The sequence below is a fragment of the Paenibacillus sp. J14 genome (assembly GCF_000518465.1).
Lineage (GTDB): Bacteria > Bacillota > Bacilli > Paenibacillales > Paenibacillaceae > Fontibacillus > Fontibacillus barengoltzii.
The window spans coordinates 73,960-90,047 of the sequence record NZ_KI912442.1 but is presented as its reverse complement, the minus strand read 5'-3'; the positions used below and the strand labels follow the sequence as shown (position 1 = coordinate 90,047).

Genomic DNA, 16,088 nt, shown 5'->3' with positions numbered 1-16,088 from the left:
TTACATTAACTCTTGCCGTTTACGTAGATAGCCGTATAAGATCAGGCTGCATACTGCGCATAACAAGGCGCACACGCCGATAAAAGCATACCCAGCTTGCAGGCCGCGCAAGAGGCCAAGTCCTGTGTCCGTGCCGCCGGAGAAGAGCTCTTTGATCCCGTCCGTGATCCAACCGATCAGATAGTTGCCGATGACACTGCCCACCCCCATCAGCGTAACGATGAAAGTAATCGCTGAATCGCTGGAAGAGCGATACTTCTTGGCGATCAGCGCCATGACGGTCGGATAGATCGGAGCGATGCCGATGCCGGCCGCTGCGAACAGGAAAGCTCCGGGTTGGCCTGCCCCGATGGCAACCAAAGTACAGATTCCCGAGAAAGCCGAGAACAAAATCAAGGAGAACGTAAACCCTATTTTATCGGTAACCGGCCCGAGTGCCAGCCGTGCGAATGTAAAGCAAAGGAAGAAGGCAGACAGCATCCCGGATGCGCTGGTGGTGTTCCAGTGATAGGCTTTTTCCAGAAAGTTCACCAACCAGCCGCCTACCGCTAGCTCTGACACGACGCCAAACGAAAGCACCAGCACGATCAACCAGATTGCGGGATCACGCATTAGCTGGGTGAATGGAACCCGCTCGCCGCCCTGTTCTTCCTCGCCGGGGAACCGGCTTAGCAGCGTAGGGATCATCGGGATGACCGAGAGGGACAGCATGACCAAATACATGCCTCTCCAATCCAGCGTATGCCCGCCAATTGAGACGGTCATCAGCCCCGAGGCGATTAATGGTGCTACCGTAGAACTCAGCCCGTAGAAGAAGTGAGACAGGTTCATCATCGTACCGGTGTTGCCGACAAAAATCCGGGCGGCCAAGATCGCCAGCGCGATTTCCAGCATCCCGTTGCCGATGTACATCAGGAAATAGGAGCCTGATAATGCCGGGTAGGTGCGTGATGTAAAGATAAAGACCCCGGAAGCAACCATGGAACCAAAGGCAAGCATTGTCACCGTTTTTGCGCCCCATTTGCGGGTTAAGTAGGCCGTAAAGGAACAGGCCAGCAGATACCCCAACGAGTTGAGCGACAGGAGCGTACCGATTTGCATCTCGTCCAGGCCGAAGTCCGTTTGAATACGCGGGATCGCGGGGCCTTTAATATTTTCCGAGAAGCCAAAGACTAAGAAACCGATAAAGACCGTTAGCAGTTGGAATACATAATTTCGTTTGGAAGAAGCGGCGCGGGGGGTGGCGTCGACGGAAGCCGCCGTCGTCTTCTCCGCATCAAGTTGTGTTTGCGCTTTCAAGGGAAGCCCTCCTGATGTCCATCAATCGTAAATGTAAAAAAGGTCGAACAGGCAAATCGTAACACACTTTTGGGCATCAATCTATCCCCGGGCAAAAAAACACCCGCCTACCACACGCTTGTTCAGCGGCGTAAACGGGTGCTTCACCCTCTTAATGGTTAATATCGCATTTGTTCATGATAAATCTGATTTGATTTTCGAGCCGGTTGATTTTCTCCTGCGTTTCCGGGTCAGCGTGACCCAAGCCTCGCATCTCGGCGAGTTCTTGCTTCAATCGGTGCAGGTCCTCACCTGCGTTGGCGCAGTTATAATCGCTTTCGAGATTTTCCAGCATGCTGATCTCCTCCATTGGTTACTCCGTGATTCTTTCCTATTATGGAGGATTAAGGTTGGGCTTATTCAGATTGCTCCGGTTGATCGGAGTCGCCGCCGATTTTGCGAAGAAACTCGTTGATGTGTTGATGCATGGAAATGATGTCCTCCACCTCGGCATGCGTACCTTCAAACAGCCGCATCGGGACGGTGCAGGCTTTGTTCTTCAGCGCTTTCCCCTCCTCGGTTAATGCGATGATGACGTTGCGTTCATCGGCTTTGTCCCGCGTTCGGGTAACCAGGTTCATCTGCTCCAGCTTTTTGAGCAGCGGCGTTAATGTGCCTGAGTCAAGGAACAGCATCGAACCCAGCTCCTTCACCGTGATCCCGTCCCGCTCCCACAATGCAAGCAACGTAATGTATTGCGTATAGGTTAAGCCTAGTTCCGACAGCAAAGGCCGGTATAGCTTCATAATCTCCCGGGAGCAAGTATAAAAAGCAAAGCAAAGCTGATTCTCCAGCTTCAACATTTCATCAGTATTCATCTATATTCACCTGCCATTTAATTGCATGCAATGTAATTGCTGTTGAGCCATTATAGCATTGCTTGTTCTTTGGCGTAAAGGGGCTGGAGCGGGACTGGGACGTAATCACAAACACTTGAGGAGACGGAGATGCGGGATTGCCGGTAAAGTTGTGGGGGGGCGCTCTGTTTAGACCTACAAATTGACACGATTATATAGATTGTATACAATTAAATAACACTTAATTAATTTGTTGGCGGAGGTGCCATAGATGTCATTATTCGATATTGAAGTCAAAACCATTCAAGGCCAAGTGCAAACGCTGGAGCCTTATCGGGGCCAAGTCATGCTGATTGTGAATACGGCGACCAAATGCGGGTTTGCTCCGCAATTTAAAGGGCTGCAGAAGCTGCATGACACCTACAAGGACCAAGGCTTCACGGTATTAGGTTTTCCTTCAGGCCAGTTCGCCAACCAGGAGCTCGGGACGGATGAAGAAGTGGCGCAGGCTTGCGAGCTGAATTTTGGCGTGTCGTTCCCGTTATTTTCGAAGATCGATGTGAATGGAAAGAATGCTCATCCGCTGTTCAAGCACTTGACCAAGGAAGCTCCGGGATTGCTGGGCTCCAAGTCGATTAAATGGAACTTTACGAAGTTCCTTGTGGATCGGGACGGCAAGGTGGTCAAGCGTTTCGCACCAACCGATGAACCTGCGAGCATTGAAGGGGAGATTCGCAAGCTGCTTGGGGTTTAGGGCAACGACTGTCGCGCGAAGTGCGGAAACGCCTCAGATCCTATTGCGTAACTTTCTCTGCTATGTCACACTAGTATTAATACAAGTAACTGACGTGAGGCAAAGCCTGCCCCGTTTCCTATCCTGAATGGAGAGGAGCGGGGCTTTTTGTTTTTTTACTAAGGATGTGTAGGGGGCTTTCTTATGGGATTCGAAGCGGAACATGAGATTTGGCTGCAGGAGCATATGAAACGAAGAACGGGGGAGCGTCTGGATGCACTTCGGCGAGGGCATGGTTATGGGAATCGGTTGTTTGTCGAGCGCATTTGGTGGCCGTTGGTGGGACACTTTGACGGATTGCATCCCGAATACGAAGTGAAGGATTGGCGGGGGAGGTCTTATTATGCTGATTTCATGTGGGAGGTGGGGACGGTACGGATCGTGTTTGAGATTATGGATTACGGTTCACATGGCACAGACCGGACGAAATATCGGATGGATTTGAACAGGGGATTGTTTTTGCAGTCCCAAGGCTTTCTAATCTACTATATTGCATTGGACGAAATGAAGGAGAACCCTTCGTTTATCCTCTCCTCCTTGCGGAGTATTCTGGCGCCGTATTTGTCTGTGGTTGAGGGGGGTGCCCTGCGGGCCTTTTCGAAGATTGAGAGGGATCTGATGCGTGCCGCGGTTCGCCATGATCGGGTCATTCGCCCGACCGAGGTGGCGAGGGAGTTGGAGCTGCACCCGATGACAGTCATAAAGTACTGCCGGATTCTCACGGCAAAAGGGAAATTCCGCGCCATCGCCAAAGGGAGCTCCGGACGCATCACTTCATATGAGTATGTGGGTTCGCTGCTGAGCCCGGATTTGGTGTGAGCGCGGCGGACTTAGGGGAACGTACATGAAAAATCGTGTACATTTGGGCCTTGACTCGTGAAACCGGTCAATATAGGCGGGAATCGATTCCGAGATGTACGGCCTCAAACCAGCTTCTTCCGCAGATAACCGGACATCCAGTCTACGAGCGTGATCATCACGATGATGCCGAGCAGAATGATGCCCACGCGGTCCCAATCCCGCGAGCTGAGAGCGAAGATCAGCGGGGTACCGATGCCGCCGGCGCCGATGACGCCGAGGATTGTTGCGGAGCGCAGGTTGATCTCGAACCGGTACAGCGTGTACGACAGGAAGCCCGGCAGCACTTGGGGCAGCACGGCGTACCACAGAATTTGCAGGCGGTTCGCTCCAGCAGCGATCAGCGCTTCGGTGGGACCGTGGTCCATGTTCTCGATCTCGTCGGCGAACAGCTTGCCAAGCATACCGACCGAGTGCAGCCCCAGCGCCAGTACTCCGGCAAAAGCGTTCGGCCCCACCGCTTTGATGAACAGCAACGCCATCACGATTTCCGGGAAGGTGCGGACGAAGCTGAGCAGGATTTTGCCGGATCCAGAGACGAAACGAGACTTGCCCCGATTGGCCGCCGCCCAGAAGGCGAACGGCAGGCAGACGAGCGTAGAAACGAACGTGCCCAGGATCGAGATAGTCAGAGTCTCCAGCAAACCGCGCAGCAAATCCTCCCCGTCTGGCAAATACACGTAATCCCAATCCGGCGAGAACAAGCCCGAGAGGATCGACTTCGTGATTTGCCCCGCCGTTTCCTTTATTCCGTCAAAAGGAATCCCGGCAAAAGCCCATACATAGAGAAGCAGGAGCAAGATATAGATCAGCAAGCGGTAACGGTTCTTTTTGGGCTTTGGCACTTTGTGCCGCCAAGTCGTTGTGTTTGTTGTCATAACCATTTCTCCCGCAATTTGGTGCTTACATAATCGATCAACAGGACGACCACGAGCGTGAACAAGATAATCATGCACGTCTTGTCATACTCTAGGAAGCCTAAGGTCACTTCGTAATAATGGCCGATCCCCCCGGCCCCGACGAGACCTAATACCGCCGCGGCGCGAACGTTAATTTCGAACGTGTACAACACGTACGAGATAAAATGGGCCTGAATCTGAGGCACAACGCCAAAGGCGATCCGTTGCACGGGCGTAGCCCCGACGGCCGTCATCGCTTCCAGCGGCCCGCGGTCAATCGTCTCCAACGCTTCGTACGTCAGTTTGGAGATTAGACCAAACGAGAAGACGCTTAGCGCCATGATGCCGGGCAGCGGGCCGAGTCCAAAGATGGCGACGAAAATGGCCGCCAGCAGCAGGTCCGGAATCGTCCGCACCAGGTTCAGCAAGAAGCGGACAGGCTGATAGATCCAGGCGCTGCGGCTGAGATTGGAGGCGCAGAGCAGCGCTACTGGTACAGCAAGGATTGCGCCAAACGTCGTGCCGATCAGCGCCATGCGGATCGTCTCCAGCATCGCCGGAACGATATTGTCGAAGTAGCTCCACTTCGGCGGGAACATCTCCCGCAGCAGATCGAGCATGTTTGGCGAGCCCTGGATCAGCTTGCCCCACGAAGCGTCCGTATCCACGGCGCTGCCCCACAGCAGGAGCAAGATGATCGCGGCGGTTAAATAATGCTTCAGCTTGCTGGGGGCTGCAGGGCGATGCTGCTTTAGACCAGCATGGCCGGACAGGCTAGTGCTTGGATTGGCGTTAAAATTAGCATCGGCGTTGCTGTTGATGTTAATGTTAGCGCCCACGTTGGCGTCGGCGTCGGTTACGGCGTTGACATTGGTATTAGCCTTAGCATCTGCATCGAAGCTAGGACGAGGGTTCATGTTCATCAAGCCTGCGCCTCCAGCACCTGCGGCCCCGGAAGTCGACTGGCCAACAGCTCTTCGCGGTCGATTGCGCGACCGTAAATTTCGGCAAACCGCTCGTCCGTGGCTTCCCCCACAGGACCGTCGAAGACGACTTGCCCGGCACGGAGCCCGATGATGCGCGTCGCATAGCTGCGCGCCAAGTCGATAAAATGCAGGTTAACGATCGTCGTAATGCCCAGCTCGACGTTGATACGCTTCAAATCATCCATAACCTGCTTGGTCGTCAAAGGATCCAGGGAAGCCACGGGCTCGTCGGCGAGGATGATTTTAGCCTCCTGCGCCAACACGCGAGCGATGGCCACCCGCTGCTGCTGCCCGCCGGAGAGCTGGTCGGCCCGGGCGTAGGCTTTTTCCACGATGTTTACGCGTTCCAGCGCTTGAAAGGCTAACTCTACATCGGCCTCCGGAAAACGGCCAAACAACGTACGAAGCGTGGAATGGTAGCCGACCCGGCCAGCCAGCACGTTGCGCAGTACGGAGGAGCGTTTCACGAGATTAAAGCTCTGAAAGATCATGCCGATGTCGCGGCGAATCATCCGGAGCGATTTGCCAGCGGCTTGCGTGATCGATTTGCCGTCGATGAGAATGTCGCCTTCCGAGATGTCGTGCAGCCGGTTAATGGACCGTAGCAGCGTCGATTTGCCCGCACCGGACAAGCCCACGATCGCCACAAATTCACCGGGATCAATCTTTAGGTTAATTTGATCCAGACCTTTGGTGCCGTTCGGATACGTTTTGGTAACATTGCGCAGTTCTATCACGTTTAGGCTCCTTTTTCACAAAAAATAATCAGGAAAAGTGCACAGCCAGCCGGGAGCACACCGCGCTCCGACTGGCTTGAAGGAGGATTCGTCAAATTTCGCATCATCGCCTATTCTGTCTTCACTTTCTCGTTATACTCGCGGACGATGTCGAACACGCTGTCGTTGGATTCGACATAGCCTTCATGCGTGTAGATATCCGCGATGATTTGATGTCCTTCCGGATCTTTGCCGATTTCGATGAAGGCATCCTTTAGCTTCTGCACCCATTCGGCGTTCATATCGGAACGAACGGAGATCGTGTCGTTTGGAATCGGTTCCGTGTACGTCAAGACGCGGGTGTCTTCGAATACGGTAGGATAATCCTTCACCACAGTGTTCCGTGCATCCTGGAAGATCGCGGCGGCATCGACATCACCGTTCAGGACTGCGATTACGCCTTGGTCGTGACCTTTTACCGTGATCGGCTCGACGTCAGACAGCGGATCCAAACCAGCTTCTTGAAGCTTGGCAGCCGGCCAGACATAACCGGCAGAAGATGTGACGTTTTGGTAGGCGATTTTTTTGCCTTTCAGGTCTGCCACGGACTGGATGTCGGAATCTGTTTTGACGATAATCATCGCCTTGTAGAAATCTACCAGTTTATCCGTAGGCGCACCGGTCTCATCTTGTACTCCGTAACGTTGTGCTTGTAAAATCACCTCGGCCGCGCCTTTATCTTTGGCCAGCACGTAAGCGGTTGGAGGCAAGAAGCCGACATCCACTTGCTTGGAAGCCATCGCTTCAATAATCGTATTGTAGTCAGTCGACACGCTGACTTTAACCGGAATGCCCAGGCGATCGGACAGCAGCTGCTCCAGCGGTTTTGCTTTGGCTTCCAGCGTGTCGGCGTTTTGCGAAGGTACGAATTGGACGGTTAACGTTTCTGGAACGTAGCCGGTATCTGCAGACGTGTCAGCCGCATTTGCGGATGCGTTGGATCCGGCACCGGAAGATGCGGCATTCGATTGACTGGACTCGGCCGATGCATTCCCGCTGGTGTTCGCCGGAGCGTTGTTACCACAGGCGCTCAGGATCACGGAGAATGTTAATAATAAAGGTAAAACCAACTTACTAATCTTCTTCAAGCGTATGACCTCCACTATTCTCATTTTTTTAGGTTCGAGACTACTATAAAAGAGATTTATTAACACGCCGTCAGAGGAAAATCGGAAGTATGTAAAATTCCTTTTCTTTCAGGAGTTTACAAACTTTGCGATCTTCGTTGCTAGAATGAGGAGGGGAATAAATAGGAATCCGAGGTGAAGGTGATGGAGCAACATATGGAACGTGGAACCGGGGCGATCCCATCGGGACAGGAGGAAGTTCTCTGCAAAATCCTGGTCACCAGCGACATCCACGGCTTTATTTATCCAACAGATTATCGTTCGACGGCGGAACGTTCGCTGGGGCTGGCCAAGCTGGCTACGCTTATTCGACGAGAACGCACGCATACACCCGACTTGCTGCTGATTGATAACGGAGATGCGATTCAGGGGACACCACTGTGCACCTATCACGTCAAAAATCACCCCCACGGGGTTCATCCGTCCATCGCGGTGATGAATCTATTGGAATATGACGCCGCAGTACCGGGGAACCACGAGTTTAATTACGGGCAAGCACTTCTGGGTAAGGCGATGAAGGATGCCCGCTTTCCGTGGCTGTCGGCGGGGATTTTGGCTGAGGAGTCGGGGGAGCCGGCGTTTGGCAAGCCTTATGTGGTAAAAACAACCCCGGAAGGCGTACGGATCGCTATCTTGGGTGTTACGACTCACTATATCCCGCATTGGGAGCATCCCCGGCATATCGAGGGTTGGGCGTTTCGGGATGCGCTTGAGACGGTGAAAACCTGGGTTCCCCGCATCCGAGAAATAGAGCAGCCGGATTTGCTGGTGGTCAGCTATCACGGCGGGTTCGAGCGGGATTTGGCGACCGGCGTACCGACGGAACGGTTAACGGGTGAAAACCAAGGCTATGCCATGTGCCTGGGGGTGCCGGGCATCGACGTCTTGATCACGGGCCATCAGCATCGCATGCTCACGGGCGAGGTCGGCGGAGTCACGGTGATCCAGCCAGGAACGGGCGGACAAGCGTTGGGCCAAATCACCGTTCGCTTCAAGCGCGGAACTGACGGTCATTGGAGCATCCGCGAGAAAACGGCCGAGCTGCTCGTTCCCGATGCCGCCGTGGAGGCGGATGCCAAGGTGATGGAGCTCATACGGCCGCTGGAATCGGCTACACAGGCTTGGCTTGACCAGCCGATCGGCCGGGTGGAGGGCGATATGACGATCGAAAACCCGCTCGCCTGTCGCTTGGCGGATCATCCGTTTATGGAGTTCGTGAATCGGGTGCAGATGGAGGCTGCTGGAGTTGACGTGTCCAATGCCGCGTTGCTGAGCGAGGCATCCAAAGGGTTTGCCGGAAGCATCACGCTGCGAGATGTGTTGACGAACTTCATGTACCCGAACACACTGACCGTCCTCCGCTTAACAGGGAAGGATATCCGGAAGGCGCTGGAGCAGACAGCGAATTATTTCGTTTTGGACACGGATGGTGAAATTACGGTAAATCCGGTGTATATCCAGCCGAAGGCTCAGCACTACAACTACGACATGTGGGAGGGGATTGAGTACGAGCTTGATATCGCCCAGCCCGTAGGGCAACGGGTCGTGAAGCTGACCCGTAACGGAGCGCCGCTGCAGGACGACGCTGAAGTTGACGTCGTGATGAACAATTACCGCGCTGGCGGGGGCGGCGATTACGAGATGTACCGGGGCAAGCCGGTGGTTCGCGAGATCCAGACTGACATGGCAGAGCTAGTGGCGGAGTACATTCAACGGCACGGAACGATTCACGCCTCTTGTGATGGGAATTGGAAAGTGGTCAAGGGATCGTCCTAAAGTTGGCGTTTTCTGGTACAATGCAAGCAGTTGAACTCAAACGTTGAAGGAGATGTCCCTATGCCAGCTTCCGTCTACACGATCCTGACCGCTATATTCCTCCTACTTCTGCTGCTAGTGGTTGTAGCGATCGTTTATCGGAGCTGGCGAAATGGCATTTCGCCGATGCCCACTTCCGCTCCCGTGAGGCAGGCGGTCATCACGGAAATGAAGCAGCTGGAGCGAGCCGCTGCCCTTGCAGAAGCGGCTCCAATGGCCACCGTTAACCCTATCATTGAGGCGGGAGCCGGATGGGGAACGCTGGCCTTGGCGCTAGCGAAGGCTTATCCGCATTGGCGAATCATCGGAGTTGAGAATTCGTTGATTCCGTGGTTATTTTCCCGGTTGAGCTTGCGGTGGAGTGCGCATTCTCAGATGCAATTTTTGCGGGGAGATTTATATGCGTTTCCTTACGAAACTGCAGGTACGGTAATCTGTTATTTGTATCCTGGAGCCATGCGTCGGCTGGACCCTCTGCTTCGCGAGAAGCTGCTCCCGGGTGCGCGGGTGATCAGCATATGCTTTGCCCTGCCGGGTTGGCAGCCGAGGAAGATCGTCACCTGCCGGGATTTGTACCGGACTAAAATTTATATCTACGAGAAAGACTAGAGGCGAAATCAAACTAACCTAGCAGGAGTGAACCTAAGGTGAGCGATCAAATGAATGAACAGGAAATGGTCGAGTTTATTGCAGAGCGTGCGAAGACGAGTGTGGACCACGTGCGATTGGTGTTAAAGCACGAAGCTGATTATATCAATCAGGCAGCGCAAAACGCCGATGGCGAGGTCGAGATTGACGGCGATGAACTGGTGGATTATGTCCTAAGCCGAAACGATGTGAAGCTCGACGAATTAACCGTGGAAACGATCCTTGACTTGGAGATGGATTATTTAACCGAGCATGGACTGGCGGGTTTCATCGACTAGCCTCAAAATAACGTAACTCTCTGCTGCGCTTTACATCGCCGTCTCCATCTCTAATGGCCCAAATTGCCGGAACAGCGACGCGCGGCTCATGACCAGCTTGACCGGAATCAGCTTGTCCGCATGGCCGGTGATCCGTTTGCGATGGCTTGGATGAAAGACGGTGAGTAGCAAACGCAGATAGGTGGTCGTTAATGTCCGAAATGCCCCTTGTTCAACATGATGCGTTTCGAAGCCTAACCCATGCGTGATGCCCCGATGCAGGAGCGTAATTCCTTGCAGCGCCTTCACTTGACTAAGCTGCGGGTTGCTTTGCATTTCGGCGCAGATTTGCGTCATCGCTTTTCTTGTCAGCCGGGCGATCTTTAAGGCGACTCGGTTCGCCTCATTGGATTGCAGCATAGCGAGGATCTGGCGATTATCCAGATGTAACTCTCCAATCCAATCTCCGTCTTGAATCCACGTCCCATCCTCGCATTGCATGCTTTTGCCGCGATACTGGGTGACAAACATTTTGCAGATGCCGAACTCTCCGGCGTATTTGGAGCGCAGTCGACTAAACAGCTCAAACACCCGCTCCCAGCCCATCCAAACCTTTTGGACGGAATGCTTCATGATCTTTTTTACTTGCATGGAATGTCCTCTCTTTCTGTATGAAGTCATAACGTGCTAGACCAGGCCAGCGCTTAAAACAACGAGAAGGGCTGTTGCGGCTCCCAGTAACCCGCCCGCCAGCACATCGGAGGGGTAGTGAACGCCTAGATAAATTCGCGACAGGCCAACGATACAAGCCAGCGGCAGAAGCAGTTGAGCCAGACCCGGCGCCGCGTAAAGAAGCGGGATAAACGTTGAGAAGGCGGCCGTGGTGTGCCCGGATGGGAACGAGTAATCCTTGAGCGGGTGGATGGAGATCCGCGCATTTTGCAACGCTTCGTAAGGGCGCGTGCGTTGGAATCGCTTCTTAATCACAACCGCCAGCAGATGGCTCACGGATAGGGCGATCAGGCTGTGCCATCCAGCCCTTTGCCATACCCCTGTGGTGAAGAGGACCACAGAAAGGGTTAGAGTAATCGTAAACACAGCGCTGCCCAGATGGGTAAGTCCTTTCAGGATCCGATCCAGCCACGGATGACTTAGCGAATGGTTGCACCACAGAAACAGCCGGTTATCGTACTCGCGCAACCGAAGATAATAGCGATGTCTCATTCCAACCCCTCCAATCCATGACCAAGATAAACCCAAACTGCAACTCAACTACGCTGGCGGTATTGTTCCCGTTGATGCTGTCGCACAGGACGAATCCAATAAAACAACATGATGCCAAACAACAACAGGGAGCTGATCCCAACGGTTACTGTGACGTCGAAGCTTTCTGCCATCCAGCCGCCTAGAATCGGGCCGAGGATAACCCCGATCCCTTCGATGCCGGAGAGAACCCCCCAGCCGGTCGCTTTTTGCTCCGCAGGAACGTAGTGGGACAGGATGGCGTTCCATGCCGGGAGCACGGCGGCATATGCTGCACCCAGACAGACGGCGAGCAGCATCGTGCTGAAGATCTGGCGGGAGTAGATCAGCAATCCAAGGCAGGCGGCCAAGACGCCAAAACCGGCGATCAACAGCCATTTATATCCCCATTTGTCGGCGAGCCGGCCCATCGGAACGAGCAGCAGGACGGTCATACAGCCTCCAGCCATCAACATGATGGAATAGTTCGAATAATCCAGCGCCAAATACTCGGAGGCAAAGCTCGGCAGGACGGGCACCAGCAGCCCGGCAGCCAGCGTTTGCACAATCATGCCGGGGACCAGCGGCTTCATCTGTACAAGCTTGCTCCCGATTTCACGTATTTGCTGTTTCAACGAAACCGTGCGCTCCAGCAAGCGCCGGGACGATAAATCCATCCGTTTGAAGGCAGCTAGCAGCCACCCCGCGGCCCAGCATCCGGCCAATAGCCAGAACGATAACGTATAGCTGCGGTCGATCAGAAAATTGACGCCAACGGGGCCAAGCCCCAGCGAGATGAGCCAAATCGTATAAATCGAGCCCATCTGTGAGCCGCGGCGATCCTCCTGGATCTCGGAGAGACAGAGCAGCCAGACGGGGGAGACCCCAATCCCGATCAGGCCTGCCCCAAGGACAATCGCCCAAGGAGCATGAACCCCGTAAGAGACGAACAGGCCCAACAGTCCGAGCAGCAGGAAAATGTTCAAGATCACCCGGGCGGGGAACCGATCCAGTACGTATCCTGCGAGGACCTTAATCAGCGTGTCGGCCAAATAGTGGACCGAGATCGCTAGGCCGACCGCCGCCAGCGTAATCTGGCGCTCTTTGGCATAGGCAGGCAGGAACGAAATGAGAAAGGCACTGCGGGCGATTTCTGTGAAAAACAATATGGTCGCACAGTGCAGAAATGCTGGTGTAAGATGATTGCTGGATATCGATCGTCGAGTACTTTTCATATGAGTCAGACCCCTTGCCTCTTATTCGTCCTTCATTTCATCGTCAACGATGCGGTCCGCTGAATCATCGGCGATCCGCCAACGCCGGCAGATGGCCTGTCAGGCGCAGCACATCCCGGACGATCGTCTCGGTGGCGCAACCCGCGGCTAATTCGTCGTACTGCTGGAGCATTCGGGCCCTGCGGACCTCAGAATCAAGCAGCTCTTGCACCTGCTCCGCCAAGGCTCGCGGCGAGGAGGCTACTACGGCTGCGCCTTTGCGCTCCAGGTACCTTGCGTTTTCCCGCTCCTGGCCGGAGAACGGCTTGTAAACCACGATCGGCGTGCGAATCTGGATCGCTTCCGACAACGTGATCCCACCGGCCTTCGTCACGATACAGTCGGCTTCTCGCATGCGGTCGTGGATCGCCTCGACATAACCGAATAGACGGAGCCGTTCGTGACCGGCGAAACGTCGTTCCAGGCGACGCCGCAGCTTCTCGTTGCCTCCGCAGACGAGGTCCACGCGCACATCCGGCAGCGCCAACAGCTTGGCGATGATCCGCTGGGCATCGGGCAAAGGAATATGCGCCCCCATCATGACCAAAATCGAGCGGGTTCTCTCCAGGGATCGCCTTGTTTGGCTCTGCGCCAGCGGATATGGGGGGCGCCCCGGCTCATAAAACGGCTCCCGCACGGGGATCCCGCTGACCACAATGTCCTCTGCCGGCACGCCGCGTTCCATCATCTCCCGCTTCAAATCTGCGGTCGCCACATAGTAACGATCCGGCTGCGTGAACAACCAGCGGTTGTGCAAGCTGAAGTCGGTCACTACGGTAAAGACCGGCACCTGAATGCCGTGTTTTCGCAAGTGTTCCGTGATGCCGCCGAAGGGGAAGGTGTTGATGATTGCGTCAGGCCGCTGTTTTTGGAGCAGGGCGATGAGTTTTTTCATACCGAACTGGTTTCCCCATTTCGCTATCGCGCTTGTCTTCTGGAGATCCTTCGTAGCGTAATAGCTCCAACCGTAATAATCTAAGCCGTAAGCGGAGAACCACGGACTGTATAAGTAAAGATGCCGGGAAATGGAATTCAGTCCCGGATGGGCTTCACGGTACAGGTCCATCACATGGACCGAACGGACACCCGAACGGAGCAGGGATTGTTCCAGCGTCCGCGTTACCTGGATATGGCCGTTGCCGTATCCGGCGGTTAGGATGACGATATGCATGTTATGCTTCATGATCGCTGCCGCCTTTCCACCGAAATCGAAAATTCACGGTTCTTTCCGTCGATTCATTCCGAGTTCCAGTATATAGGAAGCATGGAAGAATCAAACCGGGCGTCCGGCGTGATTTCATTCCGACCTTAGTCCAGTATGCGGGCCGGACCGCGGACCGCTAGGGAATATAACTTCGTAGAACATCCGAGTATCCTAAGTGAGTATACCTTCACTTTAGAGGGCGAATGTTAACGTTCGTTTAAAGGGGATAGGTATCTGTGTAAATGGACGGTGAGATGAGGGGGATGGGATTCGTTTTTTTACCTGTGGCATTCGGGATGTCGGATTAGGTATAATTAAAAAATGACTTAAGTTCCTTTAGAAAGAGGATATGGATGAATAAACAATCGATATATGGTATGACGAAGGATCAGCTGGCCGCTTGGCTGCTGGACCGTGGACATAAACGAGGCCGGGCCGAGATGGTGTGGGAAGGCTTGTACCGCAAACGGGTCACTGCGTTTGATGCGATGGAAGGCGTTCATCCCGAATGCCTCGCCTTGCTGAAAGAACAGTTTGTGATCGAAACCTTGGAGGAGCATGTCCGCCAAGAGTCGATGGATGGAACGATCAAGTTCCTGTTCCGTTTGCAGGACGGCAATTTGATTGAGACGGTGCTTATGCGCCATAAATTTGGCCTGTCGGTTTGCGTGACGACCCAGGTCGGTTGTAATATCGGCTGCAGCTTCTGCGCCAGCGGGCTGTTGAAGAAGAGTCGGGACCTGACGAGCGGAGAAATCGTGGAGCAGGTCATGAAGGTGCAAATGCATTTGGACCGGCAGGGTAAAGGCGAGCGCGTATCCCACATCGTGGTGATGGGGATCGGGGAGCCTTTTGATAACTATGACAATATGGCTGACTTCCTGCGAGTGATCCAGGACCCGAAAGGACTTGCGATTGGTCCGCGCCACATTACGGTGTCGACCAGCGGTCTGGCGGACAAAATCATCGAGTTTGCCGATTCTGATCTGCAAGTGAATTTGGCTGTATCGCTGCATGCGCCTAACAATGAGCTGCGCACACGGATCATGAAGATCAATAAAGCGATTCCGATTGAGAAGCTGATGGCGGCCATTGATTATTACCTGGAGCGGACGAACCGGCGGCTGACGATCGAGTATATTTTGCTCAAAGGCGTGAACGACGGAACGGAACATGCACAGGAATTGGCGGATCTGCTGGGAGACCGGTTCGTGAACGTCAACCTGATCCCGTATAATCCGGTGGATGAGCACAGCCAGTATCAGCGGAGTGAACAGCCATCCGTGCTGGCCTTCTACGATACGCTCAAAAAACGAGGCCTTAGCGTCAGCGTCCGGCTGGAGCACGGGGCCGACATCGATGCGGCCTGCGGGCAGCTGCGCAGCAAGCAATTGAAGCAGTCGAGCTGAGCTGAACTGAGTTGAGCAGAATTAGGCTGAGTGGGACTGTGAAGAGCAGAGCTGAACAGAGCTGGGCTGAGCTAAAATAAGCTGAACTAAGCTGAGCGAGCGGGATAATGGCAAAGGGAAAGGACTTGGAGAATAACTCCAAGTCCTTTTTAGGTTGATGGAGGCGGCTTGCTGTACCTAGCGGGGAACCAGTTAACTGTAAAAGTACATCTAAAATCAAGCAGATTGCGTATTTTTGGGTGATTAACTGCAAAAGTACAGTTGAAAAGGAATGATTAGAGTAGAATCCAGCCGATTGCCGGCTCATGAACTGCACTTTTACATTTGAAGCCTCAAATATGACCGGTTTTGGTGCAAATGAACTGTACTTTTGCATTTCGTGAATGCGTTTCGTGTCAAGGTGGTGCAACACGCTTGCGACAAGCGGGTGGCCGCCTCGCACATCCTCCACTAGAGATGTCTTCGGATCACGTCCTCCAGCAAGCTCGCTACCGCATGCGGTCCGCTCTGGAGCACCTCTCTCGACAGAGGGAGTCGTACGAAACGTTCATCCAGCTCCAGCGCTTTGGCAAACAAGCCGCTTAAGCTGCGGGCTCGGCTAATGGTTTGTTATTTTGAACGAGACCCGCTAACATAGGGGTACAATTGTTATCCTCGAGTGAAGG

At 54.0% G+C, this 16,088-nt stretch carries 17 protein-coding genes; 6 read left to right on the top strand and 11 right to left on the bottom strand.

All coding sequences use genetic code 11. From position 1 onward, the window contains the following. From M891_RS24450 to M891_RS0122565, 3 genes are all read right to left on the bottom strand, one after another. Window positions 1-1,200 (bottom strand): MFS transporter, encoded by a 1,200-nt coding sequence (locus tag M891_RS24450; RefSeq protein WP_051417197.1) that lies wholly within the window; start codon window positions 1,198-1,200, stop codon window positions 1-3. Window positions 1,201-1,450: 250 nt separating this feature from the next. Continuing rightward, complete coding sequence (locus M891_RS0122570) at window positions 1,451-1,633, bottom strand: hypothetical protein (RefSeq protein ID WP_016314349.1); 183 nt, start codon at window positions 1,631-1,633, stop codon at window positions 1,451-1,453. Between the two features lie 61 nt (window positions 1,634-1,694). Then, window positions 1,695-2,156, bottom strand: a complete 462-nt coding sequence (locus M891_RS0122565) for a MarR family winged helix-turn-helix transcriptional regulator (RefSeq protein WP_028540367.1) — start codon at window positions 2,154-2,156, stop codon at window positions 1,695-1,697. A 250-nt stretch (window positions 2,157-2,406) separates the two neighbouring features. Here M891_RS0122565 and M891_RS0122560 point away from each other — a divergent pair, with 250 nt between their 5' ends. Together M891_RS0122560 and M891_RS0122555 are read left to right on the top strand one after the other, a co-directional pair. Next, window positions 2,407-2,889 (top strand): glutathione peroxidase, encoded by a 483-nt coding sequence (locus M891_RS0122560; protein ID WP_028540366.1) that lies wholly within the window; start codon window positions 2,407-2,409, stop codon window positions 2,887-2,889. Window positions 2,890-3,072: 183 nt separating this feature from the next. After that, window positions 3,073-3,747: a hypothetical protein gene (locus M891_RS0122555; RefSeq protein ID WP_028540365.1), complete on the top strand. Its 675-nt coding sequence runs from the start codon at window positions 3,073-3,075 to the stop codon at window positions 3,745-3,747. 104 nt (window positions 3,748-3,851) lie between these two features. Here M891_RS0122555 and phnE (M891_RS0122550) read toward each other — a convergent pair whose 3' ends face one another. The 4 genes from phnE (M891_RS0122550) to M891_RS0122535 all read right to left on the bottom strand — a co-directional run bounded on the left by phnE (M891_RS0122550) (window position 3,852) and on the right by M891_RS0122535 (window position 7,535). Continuing rightward, the gene (phnE, locus tag M891_RS0122550; protein ID WP_016314345.1) at window positions 3,852-4,664 is read right to left on the bottom strand and encodes a phosphonate ABC transporter, permease protein PhnE; all 813 of its coding nucleotides are present in this window, start codon (window positions 4,662-4,664) and stop codon (window positions 3,852-3,854) included. Continuing rightward, window positions 4,661-5,608, bottom strand: a complete 948-nt coding sequence (gene phnE, locus M891_RS0122545; RefSeq protein ID WP_084628960.1) for a phosphonate ABC transporter, permease protein PhnE — start codon at window positions 5,606-5,608, stop codon at window positions 4,661-4,663. Before phnE (M891_RS0122545) ends, phnE (M891_RS0122550) begins: the two co-directional genes overlap by 4 nt. Then, window positions 5,608-6,408 carry a phosphonate ABC transporter ATP-binding protein gene (phnC, locus tag M891_RS0122540; protein WP_028540363.1) on the bottom strand — a complete coding sequence of 267 codons (801 nt, stop codon included), beginning with the start codon at window positions 6,406-6,408 and terminating at the stop codon, window positions 5,608-5,610. The genes phnE (M891_RS0122545) and phnC overlap by 1 nt, the downstream gene beginning before the upstream one ends. Before the next feature lie 110 nt (window positions 6,409-6,518). Next, on the bottom strand, window positions 6,519-7,535 hold the full coding sequence (locus M891_RS0122535) for a phosphate/phosphite/phosphonate ABC transporter substrate-binding protein (RefSeq protein WP_028540362.1): 1,017 nt from the start codon (window positions 7,533-7,535) through the stop codon (window positions 6,519-6,521). 183 nt (window positions 7,536-7,718) lie between these two features. Between M891_RS0122535 and M891_RS0122530 the strand changes: the two genes are divergently transcribed. Genes M891_RS0122530 through M891_RS0122520 form a run of 3 tightly spaced genes read left to right on the top strand, consistent with a single transcriptional unit; the run spans window position 7,719 to window position 10,315 of the window. Further along, window positions 7,719-9,350, top strand: coding sequence for a bifunctional metallophosphatase/5'-nucleotidase (locus M891_RS0122530; RefSeq protein ID WP_232228405.1), 1,632 nt, complete (start codon window positions 7,719-7,721; stop codon window positions 9,348-9,350). A 60-nt stretch (window positions 9,351-9,410) separates the two neighbouring features. Next, window positions 9,411-9,998: a class I SAM-dependent methyltransferase gene (locus M891_RS0122525; RefSeq protein ID WP_028540360.1), complete on the top strand. Its 588-nt coding sequence runs from the start codon at window positions 9,411-9,413 to the stop codon at window positions 9,996-9,998. Window positions 9,999-10,036: 38 nt separating this feature from the next. Next, window positions 10,037-10,315, top strand: a complete 279-nt coding sequence (locus M891_RS0122520) for a hypothetical protein (protein WP_016314339.1) — start codon at window positions 10,037-10,039, stop codon at window positions 10,313-10,315. Window positions 10,316-10,345: 30 nt separating this feature from the next. Here the strand turns inward: M891_RS0122520 and M891_RS0122515 are convergent, their stop codons facing one another. From M891_RS0122515 to M891_RS0122500, 4 genes are all read right to left on the bottom strand, one after another. Next, window positions 10,346-10,945, bottom strand: coding sequence for a YkoP family protein (locus M891_RS0122515; protein WP_028540359.1), 600 nt, complete (start codon window positions 10,943-10,945; stop codon window positions 10,346-10,348). Window positions 10,946-10,981: 36 nt separating this feature from the next. Then, a complete protein-coding gene (locus M891_RS0122510) occupies window positions 10,982-11,518 on the bottom strand; it encodes a phosphatase PAP2 family protein (RefSeq protein WP_036701615.1) in 537 nt (178 codons plus the stop codon). 44 nt (window positions 11,519-11,562) lie between these two features. Continuing rightward, window positions 11,563-12,771, bottom strand: coding sequence for an MFS transporter (locus M891_RS0122505; RefSeq protein WP_028540357.1), 1,209 nt, complete (start codon window positions 12,769-12,771; stop codon window positions 11,563-11,565). 64 nt (window positions 12,772-12,835) lie between these two features. Then, on the bottom strand, window positions 12,836-13,993 hold the full coding sequence (locus M891_RS0122500; RefSeq protein WP_028540356.1) for an MGDG synthase family glycosyltransferase: 1,158 nt from the start codon (window positions 13,991-13,993) through the stop codon (window positions 12,836-12,838). A 374-nt stretch (window positions 13,994-14,367) separates the two neighbouring features. Here M891_RS0122500 and rlmN point away from each other — a divergent pair, with 374 nt between their 5' ends. Beyond that, window positions 14,368-15,423, top strand: a complete 1,056-nt coding sequence (rlmN, locus tag M891_RS0122495) for a 23S rRNA (adenine(2503)-C(2))-methyltransferase RlmN (protein ID WP_028540355.1) — start codon at window positions 14,368-14,370, stop codon at window positions 15,421-15,423. The last annotated feature ends 665 nt before the right edge of the window (window positions 15,424-16,088 follow it).

Bases quoted from the DNA above. Each gene is read 5' to 3' on its own strand.
- M891_RS0122500 (WP_028540356.1), bottom strand. From the start codon at position 13,993: ATGAAGCATAACATGCATATCGTCATCCTAACCGCCGGATACGGCAAC.
- rlmN (WP_028540355.1), top strand. From the start codon at position 14,368: ATGAATAAACAATCGATATATGGTATGACGAAGGATCAGCTGGCCGCT.
- M891_RS0122505 (WP_028540357.1), bottom strand. From the start codon at position 12,771: ATGAAAAGTACTCGACGATCGATATCCAGCAATCATCTTACACCAGCA.
- M891_RS0122555 (WP_028540365.1), top strand. From the start codon at position 3,073: ATGGGATTCGAAGCGGAACATGAGATTTGGCTGCAGGAGCATATGAAA.
- phnE (WP_016314345.1), bottom strand. From the start codon at position 4,664: ATGACAACAAACACAACGACTTGGCGGCACAAAGTGCCAAAGCCCAAA.
- M891_RS0122530 (WP_232228405.1), top strand. From the start codon at position 7,719: ATGGAGCAACATATGGAACGTGGAACCGGGGCGATCCCATCGGGACAG.
- M891_RS0122570 (WP_016314349.1), bottom strand. From the start codon at position 1,633: ATGCTGGAAAATCTCGAAAGCGATTATAACTGCGCCAACGCAGGTGAG.
- phnE (WP_084628960.1), bottom strand. From the start codon at position 5,608: ATGAACATGAACCCTCGTCCTAGCTTCGATGCAGATGCTAAGGCTAAT.
- M891_RS0122560 (WP_028540366.1), top strand. From the start codon at position 2,407: ATGTCATTATTCGATATTGAAGTCAAAACCATTCAAGGCCAAGTGCAA.
- M891_RS0122515 (WP_028540359.1), bottom strand. From the start codon at position 10,945: ATGCAAGTAAAAAAGATCATGAAGCATTCCGTCCAAAAGGTTTGGATG.
- M891_RS0122510 (WP_036701615.1), bottom strand. From the start codon at position 11,518: ATGAGACATCGCTATTATCTTCGGTTGCGCGAGTACGATAACCGGCTG.
- M891_RS0122565 (WP_028540367.1), bottom strand. From the start codon at position 2,156: ATGAATACTGATGAAATGTTGAAGCTGGAGAATCAGCTTTGCTTTGCT.
- M891_RS0122525 (WP_028540360.1), top strand. From the start codon at position 9,411: ATGCCAGCTTCCGTCTACACGATCCTGACCGCTATATTCCTCCTACTT.